The organism is Nocardia sp. NPDC058058, assembly GCF_042885355.1.
In the GTDB taxonomy this organism is placed as follows: domain Bacteria; phylum Actinomycetota; class Actinomycetes; order Mycobacteriales; family Mycobacteriaceae; genus Nocardia.
Genome location: NZ_JBHVSA010000004.1, coordinates 1511217 through 1529571, shown reverse-complemented (window position 1 = coordinate 1529571; position 18355 = coordinate 1511217). Strand labels below are relative to the sequence as shown.

At 66.5% G+C, this 18355-nt stretch carries 19 protein-coding genes; 6 read left to right on the top strand and 13 right to left on the bottom strand.

Features of this window, described 5'->3' with window-relative positions:
• Window positions 1-260: 260 nt before the first annotated feature.
• Window positions 261-1214: an RNA polymerase sigma factor SigJ gene (gene sigJ / locus ACFVUS_RS38035; RefSeq protein WP_387778184.1), complete on the top strand. Its 954-nt coding sequence runs from the start codon at window positions 261-263 to the stop codon at window positions 1212-1214.
• Between the two features lie 50 nt (window positions 1215-1264).
• Here sigJ and ald read toward each other — a convergent pair whose 3' ends face one another.
• Together ald and ACFVUS_RS38025 are read right to left on the bottom strand one after the other, a co-directional pair.
• Complete coding sequence (gene ald, locus ACFVUS_RS38030) at window positions 1265-2365, bottom strand: alanine dehydrogenase (RefSeq protein ID WP_387778182.1); 1101 nt, start codon at window positions 2363-2365, stop codon at window positions 1265-1267.
• A 57-nt stretch (window positions 2366-2422) separates the two neighbouring features.
• The gene (locus tag ACFVUS_RS38025; protein ID WP_387778179.1) at window positions 2423-3202 is read right to left on the bottom strand and encodes an MBL fold metallo-hydrolase; all 780 of its coding nucleotides are present in this window, start codon (window positions 3200-3202) and stop codon (window positions 2423-2425) included.
• Window positions 3203-3273: 71 nt separating this feature from the next.
• Between ACFVUS_RS38025 and ACFVUS_RS38020 the strand changes: the two genes are divergently transcribed.
• From ACFVUS_RS38020 to ACFVUS_RS38005, 4 genes are all read left to right on the top strand, one after another.
• Window positions 3274-4236: a GlxA family transcriptional regulator gene (locus ACFVUS_RS38020; RefSeq protein ID WP_387778176.1), complete on the top strand. Its 963-nt coding sequence runs from the start codon at window positions 3274-3276 to the stop codon at window positions 4234-4236.
• Window positions 4233-4748 carry a gamma carbonic anhydrase family protein gene (locus ACFVUS_RS38015; RefSeq protein WP_364638095.1) on the top strand — a complete coding sequence of 172 codons (516 nt, stop codon included), beginning with the start codon at window positions 4233-4235 and terminating at the stop codon, window positions 4746-4748. The genes ACFVUS_RS38020 and ACFVUS_RS38015 overlap by 4 nt, the downstream gene beginning before the upstream one ends.
• A 142-nt stretch (window positions 4749-4890) precedes the next feature.
• Window positions 4891-5064 carry a hypothetical protein gene (locus ACFVUS_RS38010; protein WP_364638098.1) on the top strand — a complete coding sequence of 58 codons (174 nt, stop codon included), beginning with the start codon at window positions 4891-4893 and terminating at the stop codon, window positions 5062-5064.
• 127 nt (window positions 5065-5191) lie between these two features.
• Entirely contained in the window at window positions 5192-5824 is a 633-nt protein-coding gene (locus ACFVUS_RS38005; RefSeq protein WP_387778172.1) for a TetR/AcrR family transcriptional regulator, read from the top strand.
• A gap of 2 nt (window positions 5825-5826) precedes the next feature.
• Here ACFVUS_RS38005 and ACFVUS_RS38000 read toward each other — a convergent pair whose 3' ends face one another.
• Genes ACFVUS_RS38000 through ACFVUS_RS37990 form a run of 3 tightly spaced genes read right to left on the bottom strand, consistent with a single transcriptional unit; the run spans window position 5827 to window position 8470 of the window.
• Window positions 5827-7167: an acyltransferase family protein gene (locus ACFVUS_RS38000; RefSeq protein ID WP_387778169.1), complete on the bottom strand. Its 1341-nt coding sequence runs from the start codon at window positions 7165-7167 to the stop codon at window positions 5827-5829.
• Window positions 7164-8063: an SGNH/GDSL hydrolase family protein gene (locus tag ACFVUS_RS37995; RefSeq protein WP_387778166.1), complete on the bottom strand. Its 900-nt coding sequence runs from the start codon at window positions 8061-8063 to the stop codon at window positions 7164-7166. The genes ACFVUS_RS38000 and ACFVUS_RS37995 overlap by 4 nt, the downstream gene beginning before the upstream one ends.
• 11 nt (window positions 8064-8074) lie before the next feature.
• A complete protein-coding gene (locus ACFVUS_RS37990) occupies window positions 8075-8470 on the bottom strand; it encodes a hypothetical protein (RefSeq protein WP_387778163.1) in 396 nt (131 codons plus the stop codon).
• Between the two features lie 186 nt (window positions 8471-8656).
• Here ACFVUS_RS37990 and ACFVUS_RS37985 point away from each other — a divergent pair, with 186 nt between their 5' ends.
• Complete coding sequence (locus ACFVUS_RS37985) at window positions 8657-9364, top strand: vancomycin high temperature exclusion protein (RefSeq protein ID WP_387778160.1); 708 nt, start codon at window positions 8657-8659, stop codon at window positions 9362-9364.
• Here the strand turns inward: ACFVUS_RS37985 and ACFVUS_RS37980 are convergent.
• The 8 genes from ACFVUS_RS37980 to ACFVUS_RS37945 form a co-directional block, all read right to left on the bottom strand.
• Window positions 9361-10011, bottom strand: coding sequence for a DedA family protein (locus ACFVUS_RS37980; protein ID WP_387778157.1), 651 nt, complete (start codon window positions 10009-10011; stop codon window positions 9361-9363). The two genes, ACFVUS_RS37985 and ACFVUS_RS37980, sit on opposite strands and share 4 nt — an antisense overlap.
• 382 nt (window positions 10012-10393) lie before the next feature.
• Window positions 10394-11893 carry an MFS transporter gene (locus ACFVUS_RS37975; RefSeq protein WP_387778154.1) on the bottom strand — a complete coding sequence of 500 codons (1500 nt, stop codon included), beginning with the start codon at window positions 11891-11893 and terminating at the stop codon, window positions 10394-10396.
• 165 nt (window positions 11894-12058) lie between these two features.
• Entirely contained in the window at window positions 12059-12868 is an 810-nt protein-coding gene (locus tag ACFVUS_RS37970) for a thioesterase family protein (RefSeq protein WP_387778600.1), read from the bottom strand.
• Between the two features lie 120 nt (window positions 12869-12988).
• Window positions 12989-13804 carry a MerR family transcriptional regulator gene (locus tag ACFVUS_RS37965; protein WP_387778151.1) on the bottom strand — a complete coding sequence of 272 codons (816 nt, stop codon included), beginning with the start codon at window positions 13802-13804 and terminating at the stop codon, window positions 12989-12991.
• A 12-nt stretch (window positions 13805-13816) separates the two neighbouring features.
• A complete protein-coding gene (locus tag ACFVUS_RS37960; protein WP_387778148.1) occupies window positions 13817-15370 on the bottom strand; it encodes a flavin-containing monooxygenase in 1554 nt (517 codons plus the stop codon).
• A complete protein-coding gene (locus tag ACFVUS_RS37955) occupies window positions 15367-16287 on the bottom strand; it encodes a ferritin-like domain-containing protein (protein ID WP_387778145.1) in 921 nt (306 codons plus the stop codon). Before ACFVUS_RS37955 ends, ACFVUS_RS37960 begins: the two co-directional genes overlap by 4 nt.
• A gap of 1 nt (window position 16288) precedes the next feature.
• A complete protein-coding gene (locus tag ACFVUS_RS37950) occupies window positions 16289-17176 on the bottom strand; it encodes an SDR family NAD(P)-dependent oxidoreductase (protein ID WP_387778142.1) in 888 nt (295 codons plus the stop codon).
• Window positions 17177-17178: 2 nt separating this feature from the next.
• The gene (locus tag ACFVUS_RS37945) at window positions 17179-18174 is read right to left on the bottom strand and encodes an alpha/beta hydrolase (protein WP_387778139.1); all 996 of its coding nucleotides are present in this window, start codon (window positions 18172-18174) and stop codon (window positions 17179-17181) included.
• Between the last annotated feature and the right edge of the window lie 181 nt (window positions 18175-18355).

Below are 18355 nucleotides of genomic sequence, written 5' to 3'. Positions count from 1 at the left end.
TGGCGATCCCACTGCCACAACGTCCGAAACCGGTGCGTGGGAAGGCTCCCCGGCCGGTGAGCGCCTGAACCTTCGGGGGTTCGACATCGGCCACTCACACCACTGCGGTCGTTGCCGGAGGTCCGCGAAGGTGCGGTCGCGGTCTCGGGTGAGGGTGCGGCCTGGCTCGGAGCTGGGGAATGTCACAGTGTGGGGAGTTGGTTCGTCTGGTTGGTGAGGGTCGTCCGGAGGGACGCGTGGTTAGGAATGGTGAGGCGGCAATGAGCGACGGACAGCACGGGGTACCCGATCAGGCCGAGTTGGCGCGGCGGTTCGAGGAGCATCGGAGCTATTTGCGGCGGGTCGCCTACAGCACGCTGGGGAGTCTCAGCGATGCCGATGATGTGGTGCAGGACGCGTGGCTGCGGTTGCAGCGGTATTACGAGACGAATGACGGTGCGGAGATCGAGAATCTGCGCGCGTGGCTGACCACCGTGACGGGGCGGTTGGCGCTGGATCATCTGGGATCGGCGCGGGCGCGGCGCGAACAGTATGTCGGCGAATGGCTGCCGGAGCCGGAGATCACCAGCTGGGTGGATGATCCGGCCGATCGAGTCTCGCAGGATGAGCGGGTCACCACCGCACTGCTGGTGGTGCTGGAATCGCTGTCCCCGGCCGAGCGCACCGCGTTCGTCCTACAGGATGTGTTCGGGATGACCGGCCCGGAGGTCGCCGAGGTGGTGGGCCGGACCCCGGCGGCGGTGCGGCAGTTGGCTTCTCGCGCGCGCAAGCATGTGGAGTCCGGCACCCCGCGCTTCCCGGCCGATCCGGCCGAGCACGAGAAGGTGGTGTCGGCGTTCTCGGTGGCGTGGCGCTCGGGTGATCTGAGTGCGCTACTGGGCGTGCTGGATTCGAATGTCACCTTCACCGCCGACGGCGGCGGCAAGGTCAACGCGTTCCGGCATCCGCTGCACGGCGCGTCCAAGGTGGCCGAGACGCTGGTGGGCTTCCTGCGGTACGCGACCGAGGTCGGTGGCGGCTGGGGTCGTTCGGTCATGGTCAACGGCCGTCCCGGCCTGGTGGTGTTCGATGGCAAGAACACCGGCGTGTTCTCCTTCACCATCGACGACGGCCGCATCACCAATATCGATGTGATGCGCAATCCGGATAAGCTGCGCAACCTCCCCGAGGACGGCGAGCCGGACTGGGTGCTGAACACCAACGCCTCCGAGTAATCCGGAAAACGGTGGGACTGCAATCGAATTCGATTGCAGTCCCACTCGGTTCAGTTCCCGACCGGATGCAGGCCGTGCGCGGCCGCGACTTCGGGTGAGTACAGCTCCCCCGCGTCGGCGGTAAGTCCCTGCGCCAGGCCGTGATCGGCGTCGCAGGCGGCGCGCCAGCCCCGATCCGCGATGGCGTGCACATACGGCAGCGTGGCGTTGGTGAGCGCCACCGTGGAGGTGTGCGGTACCGCACCGGGCATATTCGCCACGCAGTAGAACAGCGAATTCGCCACCGGGAAGGTGGGTTTCGCATGGGTGGTGGGATGTGAGCTCTGGAAGCAGCCGCCCTGGTCGATGGCGATATCCACCAGTACCGACCCCGGGCGCATGAGCGCGACGAGACTGTCCGGCACCAGCTTCGGCGCGCGAGCGCCCGGCACCAGCACCGCGCCGATCACCAGATCCGCTGCCGGAACGGCTTTTTCGACCTCGGCCGCATTGGATCCGATGGTGGTGACGCGTCCGGCGAAACGCGCGTCGAGTTCCCGCAATCGCGCGATATTGGTGTCCAGCACCGTGACTCGCGCCCCCATGCCGACCGCGACGCTCGCGGCATTGACCCCGGCGACCCCGCCGCCGAGCACCACCACATCGGCGGGCCGCACGCCCGGAACCCCGCCCAGCAGCACCCCTTCCCCGCCCTGCGGTGACATCAGCTGATACGCCCCGACCTGGGTGCCGAGCTTGCCCGCGACCTCACTCATGGGTGCGAGCAGGGGCAGCGATCCGTCCGCGGCGCGCACCGTCTCGTAGGCGATGGCGGTGATCCCGGAGCTCAGGATCGCCTCGGTGCATTCCCGCGACGCCGCCAGATGCAGGAACGTGAACAGCGTCTGCCCGCGCCGCATGCGCGAATACTCCTGGGCGATCGGTTCTTTCACCTTCAGGATGAGATCGGCCGCGGCCCAGATCTCATCGGCGGTGGGCAGGGTGCGCGCACCGACCCCGAGGTAGTCGGCGTCCGGAAAACCGGAGCCGATGCCGGCCCCGGTTTCGATAAGCACCTCGTGTCCGCCGCGCACCAGCTCCCCGGCTCCGGCCGGGGTGAGCGCCACCCGGAATTCCTGCTCCTTGACTTCCTTCGGTACCCCGATTCGCATACCGCCATCGTGTCGCACGTACGGCCTCACCTGCGTGAACGCCACGGAGCGAATCGGTCAGCGGGTCGCGAGGGTGAGGGTTTCACCCGGGGTGGGGATGCGCAGCTGATCGGCGCGGCCCGCGTACTCGAAATTGCGGGCGAGGTAATCCAGGGATTCGGAGAAGTGCCCCCAGCCCTCACCGTGCACGGGCACGATGACCGCGTCGCCGAGCGCCTTCGCCGCGCGCACCGCGCTGCGCCCGTTGAGCGTGACATCGCTGTCCCCGTAGCGTTCCACATTGGCCGCGCCGACGAACAGGATCGCCGCGTCGATCCGCCCGATGCGATCGGCGATCTGCTGCACCAATTCGACCGAGGCGTTATCGCCGGAGACGTAGACGGTCGGCAGTCCCTCGCCCTGGAGGATGAATCCGGTGACGACCCCGGAGAACGCTTCCGCGCCTTCGGGCCCGTGCAGGGCGGGCACCCCCGTCACCGTGACGTCGCCGATGCGCACCGATTCCCAATTCGCCAGTCCCTGAACGCCTTCCAGGCGTCCGGCGGCATCGTTGGTGGACAGCACCCGCGCCACGGTGCCGAGGAATTCGCGCCCGGAGTTGTCCAGGTTGTCGGCGTGCTGATCGTGTGAGAGCAGCACCACGTCCACCGGCCCGACCTGCTCGGCGGAGACGGCGGGACCGGTGAGCTTGTGCAGGGTGATCGGCCCGGGGTAATCGCCGGGCGCGTCGAACGTGGGATCGGTCAGCCAGGTGAGATTGCCATAGCGCAACCGCACGGTGGGTCCGCCGATGTGCAGGATGTCGATGGTGGCGGTGGTTTCGATCGTGTTCGTCATGAGAATGAGCTTGCTCCGGGCCGATCCACCGCAACAGTGGCCCGAAGGCCGGTTATCGATAAGATCGGGCCATGCGTTCCGTAGCGGTGCTGGCGTTCGAGGGCATCAGCCCGTTCCACCTGTCGGTGCCGACCCTGGTGTTCGGCCGGGCCGGTGTGGGCGGTGCGGCGTGCTACCGGGTGGACGTATGCGCCGAACAACCCGGAATCCTGTCCACCCCAGCGGGTTTCGACATCATCGTGCAGCACGGCCTGGACACCCTGGAGCGCGCGGAGACGATCGTCATTCCGAGCTGGGAACGCGATCGGCAGCTCACCGAACCGACGCGCGCGGCACTGCGCCGGGCGCACGCCAACGGTTCCCGCATCGTCGGACTGTGTCTGGGCGCGTGGGCCATCGCGGCCAGCGGCCTGGCCGACGGGCGCGAGATCACCACGCACTGGTCCGCCGCCGACGATTTGGCCCGCGCCTATCCGGCCGTGCGGGTGCGCGCCGACAGCCTGTGGTCCGATCACGGCGATCTGATCACCTCCGCCGGGGTGGCCGCGGCCCTGGACTGCTGCCTGCATGTGGTGCGCAGTGATCTGGGCAGCCGGCACGCCACCGAACTCGCCCGCGCCCTGGTGCTGGCCCCGCACCGCAGTGGCTCCCAGGCCCAGTTCATTCCGGTGGCCGTGCCCGAGGCCATGGACGACGATCCGCTCGAACACGCCATGGTCTGGGCGCGAACACATCTCGACGAACCCGTGGATCTGGACACCTGGGCCCGCACCGCGCTCATGTCGCGCCGCACCTTCACCCGCCGCTTCCGCGAGCGCACCGGTTCCAGCCCGCAGCAGTGGTTGCTGCAACAGCGCCTGGACCGTGCTCGCCTGTTGCTGGAATCCACCGACGACACCATGGACCGCATCGCCGCGGAGTCGGGTCTGGGCACCGCGGTCAATCTCCGCCATCATTTCCATCGCCAGTTGGGCACCAGCCCGGCGACCCACCGGACACAGTTCCGGCGCACCGCCGTAAGTTCTCGATCATGAAGATTCAGCTCGGCGATAACGCGCCCCAGATCGACGAGAGCGCGTGGATCGCGCCCAATGCCACCGTGATCGGCCGGGTGAAGCTGGAAGCCGATGTGAGCGTGTGGTACTCGGCCGTGCTGCGCGGCGACCTGGAGGACATCTCCGTCGGCAAGGGTTCGAATATCCAGGACGGTTCGGTGCTGCATGCCGATCCCGGCTTCCCGTGCACGGTCGGAGCGGGGGTTTCGGTGGGGCACAATGCGATTCTGCACGGCTGCACCGTGGGTGACGATGTGCTGGTCGGGATGGGTGCGACCGTGCTCAACGGCGCGGTGATCGGCGCGGGCAGCCTGATCGCGGCGAACGCGCTGATTCCCGAGGGCGCGCAGATCCCGCCCGGCTCGCTGGTGGCGGGTGTGCCCGGCAAGGTGCGCCGCGAATTGGGCGAGGCCGAGCTGGATCGCATTCGGCTGAATGCGGCCGTGTACCTGCACAACACGAGCCTGCACCGCAACGGTCAAGAGGTGTGACCGGAGGGGGTGTGTGATACCCCCCACACTGAACAAGCGACCATATGGCCCGCTGTTAGCATTCGTCGAAGCGTTCCCGGCGGCCCGGGCTGTGCCGCCGCTTGCCGGGTGCGTGCTGTGCGCTAGCAGGAGGTTTCATACGGTGTTGTACGAGCAGAACGGTATACACCGACGGCCGATCAGCGTGGCCGATATCGCGGCCCAGCCGGGGGGCATCGAGGCATTGCAGCGGCGGGTCCACGAATTGCGTTCCAATGGAATCGATTTCGCCGCCAATGCGATCGAGCGCGAGATGAGCGCACTGAACGTCCAGTAACTGGACAGTAGGTTCACGGCGAGCGTCCGGTACCCGTACCGCGATGCGATAATGCGGGTTGATCTTTCCCGCCACAGCCGTGGTCCCCGCAATGTCGCGGATGCCAACCGAATCGACTGGAGACTCGATGCCGTCCGTGCCCGCCATCCTGCAACGCATTCTGGAAAAGCCGCGGGCAGAAGGCGAACAGCTGCTGGAGAGCGCGCTCTCGGCCTTCCTGGATTTCGGTATCAAGCGAACCAGCATGGGAGAGATAGCCCGTCGCGCCGGGATCAGTCCGGCGACGCTGTACCGCCGCTTCGAATCCAAGAACGATCTGGTGGAGGCGGTGAGCGTGCGCGAGGCGCAGCAGTTCATCGCCGAGATCGATCAGCGGGTCCGCGAGGTCTCGCACAATGGCCAGGCCGGTGAGGAACAGCTGGTCGAGATCTTCGTCGCCTTCATCACCAATCTGGCCAATAACAAACTGCTGCAACGCCTGCTGCGCACCGAACCCGATGTGATCCTGCCCCGGCTCACCACCGAGGCCGGTCCGGTGCTGGCGGTCGGTCGCACCTATCTGGCCGAGAAGTTGCGCGCGCTACAGGAATCGGGCAGCGTCCCGGATTTCGACGCCGATCTGGTCGCCGAAGTCCTTGCCCGCCTGGGGCAGTCGCTGGCGCTCACCCCCGACGGGCTCATCCCGCTCGGCGATGAGCGCGCCGCACGCGAATTCGCGCGGCGCACCATCCTGCCGATGATCGGCGTGCAACCGGCCTGAGATCACCCGGCCCGCACCGGTTTCGCGGTGGACCTGCCCGCGAACCGGCGCATGATCGGCACATCCACCAGGTGGTAGAGCAGCGCGCCCAGCGCGAGCGACACCACCAGGCTCAGCAGCGAGAATCCGGCCCAGCCGAGAATGCCGAATTGCCTGCCGCCGATGAGATATCGGGTGATCACCACCATCACCGGCAACTGCACGAGGTAGAACGCGAAGGTGATGTTCCCCAGCCACACCAGCCGGGGATGTGAGGTGATGCCCTTGATGCCGTGCATATCCCGCGCGCCGAGGGTGGCGACCACCGCCGTCATGGGCGCGAGCATGAGCGCGGACATCTTGTAATTGACCGGCACCACCCAGGTCGCGACGTACGAGAGCGCCAGCACCAGCAGCGGCACCGTCAATTTCGTAGTGCGCCAGCGGCCTTCGAGCACCATGCGCGCGGCCAGCACACCCAGGTAGAACTCCGGCAGGCGCGAGGCCGGGAAGGTGTAGCTCAGCCAGTACGACGGTGAGACCGGGATATCGGGCTGGGCGAACCAGGCGGGTGAGGAGTGCAGTTCGTAGTACGGCGAGGTGTCACCCGGAACCAGCCGGGGCACAAAGATATTCGCGATGCCCTTGGGCCCGTCCGCCCACAGGTAGAACGCGGTGTGCAGCGCCAGCACGAACAGCACCAGCAGGCCCATCGCCAGCAGCAGCCGCCGCGACGGAATCCGCCGGATCAGCGGTAGCGCCAGCGGGAAACTCAGATAGAACAGCACCTCGGCCGCCAGCGACCAGGACGGCACATTGAGCCCGCCGACCATGGTCCATTTGGGCACCCAGGTGTGGATGAGCAGCAGATTCGGCGCCCACACCACCAGCCGGTGCAGCGGAACCCCCGCCGCCACAATGAATGCCGCCGCACCCAGCAGATGCGTGGGATAGATCTTCAGCACGCGCCGCCGGTAGAAGCCGCGCACCGAATTCCCGGGCCGGAACGACCAGTAGATGATGAATCCGGACAGCACGAAGAAGAACGTGACGCCCGCCGCGCCCAACTGCATCGGAAACCACTGGTGGATGGTCCGGAACAGCTCGGACTTCTGGAACGGATACACCGGCAGGAAGACCAGCGCGTGCACCGCGAACACCGCGCAGGCCGCCCACCAGCGCGCCCCGGTCAACGACGGCAGCGCGGGCCGCTCCCGATTCGCCCGGGCCGCAACGCTTTCCGGTGCACCTCCGGACGTCGCGGCCGATGCGGCGACCGCCCGCGTCGCGATGGCGGAGTGCGGAGCGGACGTCCCCGGGACAACCGCGTCATCCGCGTCGGCGAGTTCGGGTGTGGTGGTCATCGGCCGTACCTCTCGTAGACCGCGTTCGCGACGACCGCGTCACCGTGGGCGGAGGGGTGGAAGGGCAGGCCTTCGATATCGGTGCGATAGTCCAGCACGCCGTTCAACCACGGGTCGGCCGAACACAATCCGTGGCCCAGGGTCGGCGTGCGGGTATCGAGGAAGTCGATCCCCAGCAGGGCGGCCGCCTCGCGCTGCGCCCGGTCGATGCGATCGAGGTATTCGATGGCGGCCTGTCCGCGCGGCTGGATGAACGGTGCCACGCCGAAGAGGTTGATGCACAACGTGTTCTGGCCGGACGGGAACAACTCCGGATAGCCGACCAGCACGATGCGCGCGTTCGGCGCGTAGTACTTGATGTAGGTGACCACATTGCTGATGCGCTGCGCGAAGACCGCGCCCGAGACACCGCGATAGTCGGTCATCCGCCCCTGTTCGGCCGCCTCCGGACCGCAACCGTCGACCAGGTTGAGAATGCACTTCTGCAGCGACCACCACATGATCATGTCCGTATCGCCCCAGCGGTCATTGAGCCCGATCTGCATCGTCACCAGTTTGGTGCGCGGCCCGAAAGCCCCTGCCTTATCGGCCTTTTGGGCTTCCATGGCGAGGGTGTAGCCGGGTGGTGTGTCGATCGAGGCCCCCGGACAGGATGCGTCCAAATAGTCGGCGGGCCGCATGAGCCCGACCAGCTGCTGCGGCCACGAGGTATCGCTGTGCACGCATTCGGCCTCCTCGGAGAGGAAGTCCCATTTATTGGCCGTGTACGAATCACCCAGTACCACAAGCTCTTTGCCCTCGGGCGCGGGATCGGCCGATGCGAACCCGGTCCCGGTGACGACGGCCGTGACCGTCATGGCGACGGCGCACAGCCAGCGCCCACTACTGCCGAACAATTCCAGCTCCCTCAGTATCCGGCGCGCGGTTCGAACCCGGGCACGGCCAGGGTCGGCGGCGCGGGCTTCTCGACGGTTTGAGCGGGCAGCTGCTGCACCGGTTTCGGCGCGGGCGCAACGGGTTCGGGCGCGGGCGGCTGCGCGGGCACCACGGGTTGCGCGACCGGCGCTTCGGTCGGCGCGGGTGCGGGCACGGTGGTGCTCGCGGGTGCCGCGGTGCTCGCGGGTGCGGCGCTGATCACCGGCGCGGCACTGGTCACCGGGGCCACGGCGGTCGAGGTTTCCCCGGCCGATTCGCCCGAGTCGGCGCTGCCGCCGCACGCGACCGCCCCGCCGATCACTGTGCACGCACCGATCACGGCCGCGATCGCGCGGAGGGTTGATCGGACTGGGGCATGAGACTTCATGGCAGACCCTCGAATCATGAACTGAAGTGTTCGCTATTCACTTGCGCGGAAGTGTACAAACCTCCCGGCGCCACCCCACCCCGATTCGCACAAACCCCCGCGCCCCCAGTTCCGTGGGCATCGGCAGCGCCGCTACCAGGCGGAAGGAGATTCCGTCACCCCGCGGAATTCGGGCAAACTGACGGCATGAAGGTCCGCGACGCGCCCCGCGCCACCCGAGCCGCACTATCGAGGTGGCTGCCTCCGCGGCGCGTCGCGAAGCTTCTGGCCGCCGCCGTCACCGCTGCCATCCTGGTCGGAGCGGGTTCGATCGCGTGGATCCGTCTCACCACCCGCAACCTGCAATACGACGTCGCGACCGCCCCGCCCGCGGATATCGCCATCGTGTTCGGCGCACAGGTCTATCGCACCGGCAAACCGTCGCCGTACCTCGCGGCGCGACTGGACCTGGGCCGCCGACTCCTGGCAGCCGGCAAGGTCAAGGCGATCCTGGTCAGCGGCGACAACGGCGCTGCCAGCCATCACGAATCCGAGGCCATGCGCGCCTATCTGGTCGAGCGCGGCGTTCCGGCCGCCAAGATCGCGCTCGACGGCGCCGGTTTCACCACCTACGACTCCTGCGTCCGCGCACACGATGTGTTCGGCGTGCGCAGCGCCATCGCGGTCACCCAGGACTTCAGCGTCCCCCGCACCCTCGCGCTGTGCCGCGCGGCCGGCATCGACGCGGTCGCGGTCGCCGATACCGCCCGGACCCATGACGATGTCTATCGGAAGTGTTGGCTTCGTGACCAATTGGCCGCCACCAAGGCGGTGTACTCGATCCTTTTCCGCCCAGAGCCCAGGTCTTCGGGCCAACCGGAGACCACGGTGCGCGATGCCATGGCCGCGCCCTAATTCTGTTCGATGGTCTCCGGCTCGCAGGCCTCGGACACCGCATCCGCGGCATTCCGGTGTTGCCGCCACTTCCAGTAGCCGAACGCGAGCAGTGCCAGTACCGGGATGATGATCGCGAGGCCGGAGTCGATTTCCCTGGCGATCACCGTAAACGATTGGCCCACCAGATAGCCCGCCATGACCAGGGCCGCTCCCCACAGCAGCGCGCCCGCGAAACTGGCGGCGAGGAAGCGTGCGTACGGCATCGCGGACATGCCGACCAATTGCGGGAGCATGGTCCGGAAGAAGGCGCTGAAACGGCCCAGGACGATTGCCCAGCCGCCGCGCCGTTGCAGGAAATCTCCCGTCCTGTCGAAATTCTTGCGATAGCGGCGCAGGATCTCCCATTCCAATACCCGCGCGCCATAGATCTTTCCGATGATGAATCCGATACTCGCGCCGACCACCGCCGACAGCACCACCAATGCCAGCGTGACGCCCAGATTCAAATGTCCCTGACTCGCGGCCACCCCGGCCAGAATGGCGGCGGTATCGCCGGGCACCAGCAGCCCGAATACCATCGCCTCCTCGGCGAATACCAGCAGCCCGACCACCAGGTAGGTCCACACCGGCGAGAATCCGAGTATTCGCTGCACGAGCGAGTCCATACCACGACGCTATCGGTCCGCCCGCGCCGATTCGGTAGGACACTCCTCCGCCACTGAAAGACGCCGGTAGCGGATCCCTACTTCCCCTACCGGCGTCCTCTTGTCAGCGGCTGACGCCGCGGCAAGTCAGATGTTGCCCACCGTTGCGGCGGCGCTACCCGTTGCACCGGCGGCAATGGCGCTACCGGAGCAAAGCCCCGCGAACAGAAGTGCCAGAAGCATTACGAAACCTTTCGAGCAGTGCGTGAATTTCGGAGTGTCTGATGAGGACTCTCGAAAAGTACTGCCCCGCAAGCGAACATCCGATACCCTGAGCGATTCTCCCGGTAACCTCCATGACGATCCCCAGTAATCTCTCAGGCCCCGGTTCGTCGATTCTGTGCTAGGTCGAGAACGGCGAACCCGCACCCTCGGCGCGAGTGCCGCTCTTGCGGCCGGTCGCGGCGAGCGGCAGCGCGATATCCTCGAGCGAGCGGCCTTCCGCGTCCACCGCCAGCGCCCGGGCCACCAGCCCGCCCGTGATCATGACCGCGGCGCCCAGCAGATAACCGATGGCCAGGCGGCCCGGATAGGAACCGTCGCCGATCAGCGCACCGTAGATGACCGGGCCGAGCGCGCCGAAACACTGTGCGATGGCGAAGAATACGGCGATCGCCTTGGCGCGCACCTCGAGCGGGAAGATCTCGCTCACGGTGAGGTAGGCGGCGCTCGCGCCGGCCGAGGCGAAGAAGAAGATGACGCACCAGCAGATGGTCTGGGTGATGGCATTGAGGACGTCGGCGTAGAACAGTCCCGCCGAAATGGCCAGCAGCACACCCGAGAGCAGATAGGTGCCCGAGATCATGGTGCGTCTGCCGATGGTGTCGAAGAGGTGGCCGATGGTCAACGGCCCCAATAGATTTCCCACCGCGAAAGCGATCAGGTAGATCGGGGTGGATTCGGACGGGACACCGTAGAACTTGCCGAGCACCAGCGTGTAGGTGAAGAAGATCGAGTTGTACAGGAATGACTGGCTGATCATCAGTGTGGCCCCGAGAATGGCGCGCCGCGGATATTCACTGAACAGCACCCGGGTGAGCGCGACGAAACCGATCTGGGTCGCCGGTTTCACCTCCATCGCCTTCGATTCATCCACCGCCGGAAGCGTTTTCCCCGCGGCCTCGACCTCGTGCTCGATTTCGGCGATGGATTTCTCCGCCGCTTCCGCCCGGCCGTGCATGATCTGCCAGCGCGGGCTTTCCGGCAGATGCCGGCGCACCAGCAGAATCACCAATCCGAGCACCGGGCCGATCAGGAAGCCCAGCCGCCAGCCCAGCGACAGGCTCATATGATTGAGCAGAATGTAGGTGCCGATGGTGCCGATAATCGCTCCGGCCCAATAGGTTCCATTGACGGCGATATCGACTCGTCCGCGATATCGCGCCGGAATCAGTTCGTCGATGGCGGAGTTGATCGCCGCGTACTCACCACCGATGCCCATACCGGCGATGAACCGCGTGATGTACAGGAACGCCACCCAGCCCGCCCCGTTGCCCAGGGTGAGGGCAGTGAGCCCGCTGCCGATCAGATAGATCGCCAGGGTCACCATGAACAGATTGCGCCGCCCCAGCCGATCGGACAGATGCCCGAACAGCAACGCCCCCACCACTTCTCCGGCGAGGTACACCGTCGCGATCAGGCCGACCGCCGCCGAGGACATATTCAGCGTCTCGGGTTTGGTCAGCGTATCGGCGACCGCGCTGGCGACGGTGATCTCCAGCCCGTCCAGCACCCACGCCACGCCGAGCGCCACCACCAGCCGGGTGTGAAATCTGGACCACGGCAACCGGTCTATCCGCGCCGGTACCAGTGTCCGCACCACCCCGTCCGCCACCTGAGCCATCCCGACCTCCAAGTCCAGACCCCGCAGAATCCCGACTACCCGGCCCAGGCCAGCGCAAACACCACACTGTCAATGACCGCACACCCGGGTGATCAGTAGCAGGCCAGACCTTACCGGCGGGATCGCCGACAACCCGGCAATCCCGCTGCGGCGGGTGCGAACCGGTCAGTCCCGGGCGCGCACCTCGAGGATTTGCAGGGCGCGGCCGATCGGCCCATGTTCGTCGTGCAGCACGGTGGAGCACATGCCCACGCCGTCCGGTCCGATGGAGGTGGCGACCGACAGTCCGATCCACTCGCTCACCGGGAGACGGAACAGATCCACGGTGAGATCGGTGTTGAGGAAGGTGTACTTCGCCGGATCGAGTTGCGCGCCAATACCATTGGCGAGATCGGCGACCGCGAACACGGTGCCCAGCGGCGTCACCGGCTCACCGTCGACGACCGCGCTGTGCGAGCGCACCCAAACATGGCGCGCCCCACCGGAATCCGGCAGTGCGCGAATATCGACGGTCCGCACATAGCCCACATCCCAGCCCACCGGAATGTCCCAGCCGATCTGCGCGGACGGTGGAATCGGCGGTAGCGGGGCGTCTGCGGTCAGCGCGACGCTCGCGGTATCGGTGGTCGCGATGCGCCAGGCGCTCGCTTTGGCCACCACCCGCCGGGTGCCGTCGGGCAGCAGCGCCGCGAGCTCGGCGGCGACCAGTTCGATGCGCTTACCGGGCCGCTCCACCCAGGCCCGCACATCGATCTCCGCGACCGGAATCGGCCCGAGAATCTCCATGGTCAGGCGGGTGACCCGCATGCCCTCGCGGGGCGCGCACCGCTCCACCGCCCGAGCCAGCAGCGCCGAGGGCGGCGCACCGTGCTGCATGGTGTGCGCCCACACGCTCACCGTCGATTCGGTGGCCAGATAGCGCTCGTACCCGTCCTCGACCGGCCCGACCGGCAGGAAGTACGCGGGCGTTGCCACCGGTTCGCCCGTCGCCGCCGCATCGGTCCGGGTCGTCTCGCTCACTTGGCTCACCGAGCCAAACTACCAACCCGTTCGATTCGCTAATCACCCCGCCGCCCGGGTACGGAATCCGCGAATTCAGTCCGGCGGCTTGGGCGTGCCGCGCTGTTCGGCCGCGGTCTCGAGGTACGCGCCGAGTTCGGATTGCAGGACCCGGTCCAGGGCTTGGGCGAGGCTGGTTTGCACTGCCGTAACGCCCAATTCGCGGAGATGGTTGAGCATTTTGGTGAGCGCGGCGACCTCGGAGTCGGTGTCGGGCAGCCAGCCCGGACCGTGGTCGGCGACGATCTGATCCTTCGCCGAGACGACCATGAGGCGGGCGATGTTCTCCACCCGTTCGACCACCGCGGCGTAGACGTCGATCAGCCCGGTGAGGCCGTAGCCGTAGCCGTGCAGCGCGGCGAAGGTCGCCAGCAATTCGGGCTGGGTGAATTCGATGGTCTCTTCGTGCAGGCGGGCCAGCCCCACCTCGGCGAGGCGGTCCAGTTCTTCGGCGGTGACGGGCGCGGTATCGCCCTCACCCAGGAAGCTGTCCATCAGTTCGCGCGGAACTTCCAGTGGCTCTTCGGTTTTGCCCCAGGTGGCGGTGACGGCCTGCTGGAGTCCGAGCACTTCGGACAGATCCTTGCCGGTCTCCCAGCTGGTGATGAAATCGCCGATATGCGCGGTGGTGAACCCGCGTTGCAGCAGCGCGTCGATGATCTTGAGCCGTGCCAGGTGCGAATCGTCGTAGATCAGGGCGCGGCCCGCTCGCCGCGTGGGCGTGGTGAGCAGGCCGCGTTCCTGATAGGCGCGCACATTGCGGCTGGTGGTCCCGGCGGCGCGGGCGAGATCATCGATGCGGTAGTCCGCCATCCTGGTCTCGCCCTCCCCGTTTCCCGATAGCCGGTCCATGTCGTGTCGACATTAGCCGAGCGAGACGGCGATTCCACGGTCGGCACCCGGGGCACGCGCGGCGTCCCGGGGCGTGAGGACGTAATCGCCGAGTTCGACGCGCGCGAGCTGGCGCACGTACTGGGTGCCGAAGCCCGGGTACATGGTGGCGTTGAAGCCGTCCTCGGTGAGATACCAGCTGCTGCAACCGGAATTCCAGGTGGTGGATTCCAGCCGCCGCTGAATCCGCGCGTTGTACGCGTCCTGTCGATCGCGGCGCACCTCGAGCATGCGCAGATCGCGGTCGAGCAGCAGACCGATGGCATCGCTCAGATACTCGATCTGCGCCTCCATGTAGACCAGCGCCGAATTGTGCCCGGGCCCGGAGTTGGGTCCGAAGGTCAGGAACAGATTCGGATAGCCCTCGACCGCCACGCTCTTGAAAGCGTATGCGCCCCTGCTCCATTCGTCGCCGAGCACGCGACCGTCCCGGCCGGTGATCGGAATCGGCGCACCCGCCTTGGAGATATCGAATCCGGTGGCGAAGACGATGGCGTCGAATTGATGCTCGATACCCTCGGCGGTGCGAATCCCCCGCGGGGACAGCTGCGCGATGGGCCAGGTGACCAGCTTGCAGTTGTCCTTCTGCAGGGCCGGGTAGTAGTCATTGCTGATCAGCAGCCGCTTGCAGCCCGCCCGGAAATCCGGGGTGAGCTGACGCCGCATCCACGGATCGCTCACCTGAGATCGCAAGTGCAGCAGTGCGACCCGCTCCACCACCCGGGTCAGCGGGGTATTCCACACCACGCCCAGCGCCACCGATTCATGCCCCCAGAACCAGGCGTCGCGCGCCAGCTTCTGGGTGATCGGGGCCTGCCGGTACAGCTGCCTGGTCACCGCATTGGTGCGCCGGTTCACCCGCGGCAGCACCCAGCCGGGCGTGCGCTGGAAGACCTTCACCGAGGCGGCCTTGTCGACCAGCTCCGGAATGATCTGCACCGCACTGGCTCCGGTACCGACGACGGCGACCTTCTTACCGGTGAAGTCGTAGTCGTGATCCCAGCGCGCGCTGTGGATCTTGTGACCCTCATAGTCGTCGATGCCCGGGATATTCGGCAGGCTGGCATTGGAGAGCGGACCCGAGGCCACGACCACGCTGCGCGCCTTCACCTTTCGCCGCCCCTTGGTGAACGACAGTTCCCACAGCCCGGTCATCTCGTCGAAGTCCAGACCGGTGACGGTGTGCTCGAACCGAATACTCGGCCCGATACCGAACTCCGCCACCATGGATTCGATGTACCCGAGGATCTCACCGCTGCCGGAGTAGGTGTGCGACCAATCCGGGTTGGGCGCGAACGCGTACGAGTACAGGCGCGACGGAATATCGCACGCCGCACCGGGATAGGTGTTGTCCCGCCAGGTGCCGCCCACCCGGGTATCGCGCTCGAAGATCGCGAAATCCGTGATCCCCTTCTGCCGCAGCCGAATAGCCGCGCCGATCCCCGCGAATCCGGCCCCGATGATCGCCACATCCAGTGGCTTGCTCGCCGCGGCTGTGCGCACAGGACGCTCGCTACGCTCGCTCATGCGACGGGCTCGTAGGTGAGTTCCTTGGACCAGGTCGGCTGCGGCCCGAGGAAGCGTTCGGGAATGCGCGAGGTCACCTTGACCATCGCATCGGCGAACAGGTGGTACGGGTGGTCCCGGTTGATCACCCAGTTGGCATGCATTTTGACGATTCGGTACATGGGCACGCGATTGGCGATCGGCGCGCGTTCCCCGACCGAACGGAAGCGGCGCATGGCGGCGTACAGCTTCTCCTCATCGACGCCCATCTCGACGATATTGTCGCGCATCTTGTTCAGCAGCGGCACATAGCTGAGCACGCCGACGATGAAGGACGGTTTGGCCCAGCCGCCCACCAGATCGATGGCGAGCTTGCGCGCGGTGGAATGCCCGAGCAATTCCATCACCGCGTAATCGGTTGCCAGATGCCGGGATTCGTCGGCATTGATCTTCTTGAAGACCTCCTGCGCGACCGGATCGCTGATCTCATCGGTGATGAACTTGATCAGCGCGCCGTCCAGGGCGACCTCGAGCATGGGAATCACGGTGCCCAGGAACGAGAGCGACATATCGTCGGCATGCTTGTCCAGGAAGTCGATCACCAGCTTGACATTGATATTCGGCTCGGGAATCTCATCCCCGTCGAGCATGCCCCACCGGCGCATCAGCGCCAGTTCGGCATTGGCGTGCCGCTGCTCCTCGGCGTGGAAGTACTTGTAGATCTGCTTGAGCGTCTCGGTCGGGGCCTTCTGCGCCATGGCGGCGAAGCCGCGCGCGCCGACATTCTCGATCCACATGAGATCGGCCATGAACGGCTTGAGTTTGGCGTGCAGCTCGGGCTCGATGAGTTCGGCTCCCGGTGCGTCCCATTCGATATCGGCCAGCGCCCACTGCTTGGACGCGATCTTGCCGAGCATATTGTCGAAGTCGAAAGGCATGTCAGACTCCTGTCTTGACGGGTGCGGCGACCGAATCGTTCTGCGGTAGAACACGGTTCAGTACGCCGAGGGCATGGGTGTATACGGCCGGGAAGGTGCGCTTGAGCAGCCAGACGGCGTGCGCGTCCAGCTGCGGCAGCACATAGAGGCGGCCGTGATCGTGGGCGTCGAGGGTGGTGCGCGCGACGCGTTCGGGTGAGAACCCGGTCCAGCGCATCAGCTCGTCCGCGAGTCGTGAAGAGGCCGAACCGATTCGGCCGTCCCGCACCACATTGGTCTTGACGAAGGTCGGGCACAGCACGGTGACCGCGATACCGCTGCCGGAGAGTTCGGCGGCCAAGGTCTCGGACAGGGACATCACCCCGGCCTTGGATACGTTGTAGACGGCCATCCCCGGCGCGGCGGCGAAGCCCGCGGCGGAGGCGACATTGATGATGCCGCCGTGCCCGGCGGTGCGCAGCAGCGGTGCGAACACCTCGCAGCCGTGCACCACACCCCAAAGGTTGATGCCGAGCGCCCATTCCCAATCGTCGAATCCGATGCCGCCCACCGGCTTTCCACCAATGCCGACACCGGCGTTATTGATCACCAGGGTGGGTGGTCCGCCGAACACGAGTTGGGCGTGCGCGGCCAGGCTTTCCACATCCTCGCGCCGGGAGACATCGCAGAACACCGCGTGCGCGGCCCGGCCGTGCGTGCGGCGAATCAGTTCGACCGTCTCATCCGCGCGATCCTTGTCGATATCGGCGCAGAGCACTTCCCCACCGCGCGAAGCGATTTCGAGTGCGAAGGCGCGACCGATACCGCTGCCCGCGCCGGTGACCACGGCCTTGGCATCGTGCGTGCGGCGCGGCCCGAAGACCGGCAGCACACCGTCGAGAATTCCCATGATCAGCTCGCTTTCGCCTGGAGTCGCGCCTGTTCCAGCGCCGCGTGGATGAACTGCCGGGTGCGCCGCAGCGCATCCGCCGCCTCGGGCACCAGCAGCGGCAGCGCCTGGAAGACGTGAATGCGACCGGGCCAGAGTTCGAGTTCGCACGGCACCCCGGCGGCCGTGGCCATATCGTGCAGATGCCGCGCGTCATCGGCGAGCATCTCCCCCGCGCTGGACTGCACCAGCAGCGGCGGCAGTTTCGCACCGTCCGGGATGGTCAACCGCAGGCGTGGCGAATCCTGCTGCTGCCCTTCGGTATAGAGCTCGATCAGGCGGCGGCCCACCGGTGCCGGTGCCATGGGATCCGCGAGCTTGCGATCCCGCACCTCGGCGAGGGTCAGCGTGAGATCCATGACCGGGGAGTACATGAAAACCCCCGCGGGCTGGGCGATATCGCCGCGCAGATTCTGTAGCAGCAGATCCAGCGCCAGATGTCCGCCCGCGGAATCCCCGCCGATCACCAGATCCTCTGCGCGGTAACCATTGTCGAGCAGCCACCGGTATCCGGCCTCGACATCGTCGGCCGCGGCCGGAAACCGGTGTTCGGGCGCGAGCCGGTAGTCGATCAGAAAGACCGGCAGCCCGGTGATTTTCGACAGTCGCGAGGCCAGTCCGCGATGCGTGCGCGCCGAGCACACCACATAGCCGCTGCCGTGAATGTAATAGATGGCCTTATCGCCCTGGGCGACTCCGGCCGCGCGCACCCATTCGCCGCGCACCGCGCCCGATCGCACCGGGGTGACCCGGGTGCCCGGCAATACCGGCCCGAAGGCCGCCATCACCCCGGCGATCAGTCCGCGGCCCGCCGCGATGCCCACCCGATTGGGTGGCAGCAGTCCATTGATCCGTCGCAGGCCGACCACCGACGCCGATGCCGCCAGCCGCGCTTGTCGCGAGGCCGCCACGGGTACCACCGCCGATCCGAAGGTCGCCATTGACCCTGTTCTCGTCATAGCGCAAGAATCATCCACCAATGCGCCAGTTGTCAATGGCACATTCAAAACAGGCTTTTATCGACTTGGAAACAACCAGGTCAGAGGACTACGCCTTCGTCATCCCGGCATGCTTTTGGCCGGGATCTATCTCGACTCGTGTGGATCCCGGCCACATGCGCGGCGGGATGTCGGTGGCGCG

Excerpts from the sequence above, each read along its gene's own strand:
- sigJ (WP_387778184.1), top strand. The coding sequence starts at position 261 with ATGAGCGACGGACAGCACGGGGTACCCGATCAGGCCGAGTTGGCGCGG.
- ald (WP_387778182.1), bottom strand. The coding sequence starts at position 2,365 with ATGCGAATCGGGGTACCGAAGGAAGTCAAGGAGCAGGAATTCCGGGTG.
- ACFVUS_RS38025 (WP_387778179.1), bottom strand. The coding sequence starts at position 3,202 with ATGACGAACACGATCGAAACCACCGCCACCATCGACATCCTGCACATC.
- ACFVUS_RS38020 (WP_387778176.1), top strand. The coding sequence starts at position 3,274 with ATGCGTTCCGTAGCGGTGCTGGCGTTCGAGGGCATCAGCCCGTTCCAC.
- ACFVUS_RS38015 (WP_364638095.1), top strand. The coding sequence starts at position 4,233 with ATGAAGATTCAGCTCGGCGATAACGCGCCCCAGATCGACGAGAGCGCG.
- ACFVUS_RS38005 (WP_387778172.1), top strand. The coding sequence starts at position 5,192 with ATGCCGTCCGTGCCCGCCATCCTGCAACGCATTCTGGAAAAGCCGCGG.
- ACFVUS_RS38000 (WP_387778169.1), bottom strand. The coding sequence starts at position 7,167 with ATGACCACCACACCCGAACTCGCCGACGCGGATGACGCGGTTGTCCCG.
- ACFVUS_RS37990 (WP_387778163.1), bottom strand. The coding sequence starts at position 8,470 with ATGAAGTCTCATGCCCCAGTCCGATCAACCCTCCGCGCGATCGCGGCC.
- ACFVUS_RS37985 (WP_387778160.1), top strand. The coding sequence starts at position 8,657 with ATGAAGGTCCGCGACGCGCCCCGCGCCACCCGAGCCGCACTATCGAGG.
- ACFVUS_RS37980 (WP_387778157.1), bottom strand. The coding sequence starts at position 10,011 with ATGGACTCGCTCGTGCAGCGAATACTCGGATTCTCGCCGGTGTGGACC.
- ACFVUS_RS37975 (WP_387778154.1), bottom strand. The coding sequence starts at position 11,893 with ATGGCTCAGGTGGCGGACGGGGTGGTGCGGACACTGGTACCGGCGCGG.
- ACFVUS_RS37965 (WP_387778151.1), bottom strand. The coding sequence starts at position 13,804 with ATGGACCGGCTATCGGGAAACGGGGAGGGCGAGACCAGGATGGCGGAC.
- ACFVUS_RS37960 (WP_387778148.1), bottom strand. The coding sequence starts at position 15,370 with ATGAGCGAGCGTAGCGAGCGTCCTGTGCGCACAGCCGCGGCGAGCAAG.
- ACFVUS_RS37955 (WP_387778145.1), bottom strand. The coding sequence starts at position 16,287 with ATGCCTTTCGACTTCGACAATATGCTCGGCAAGATCGCGTCCAAGCAG.
- ACFVUS_RS37950 (WP_387778142.1), bottom strand. The coding sequence starts at position 17,176 with ATGGGAATTCTCGACGGTGTGCTGCCGGTCTTCGGGCCGCGCCGCACG.
- ACFVUS_RS37945 (WP_387778139.1), bottom strand. The coding sequence starts at position 18,174 with ATGACGAGAACAGGGTCAATGGCGACCTTCGGATCGGCGGTGGTACCC.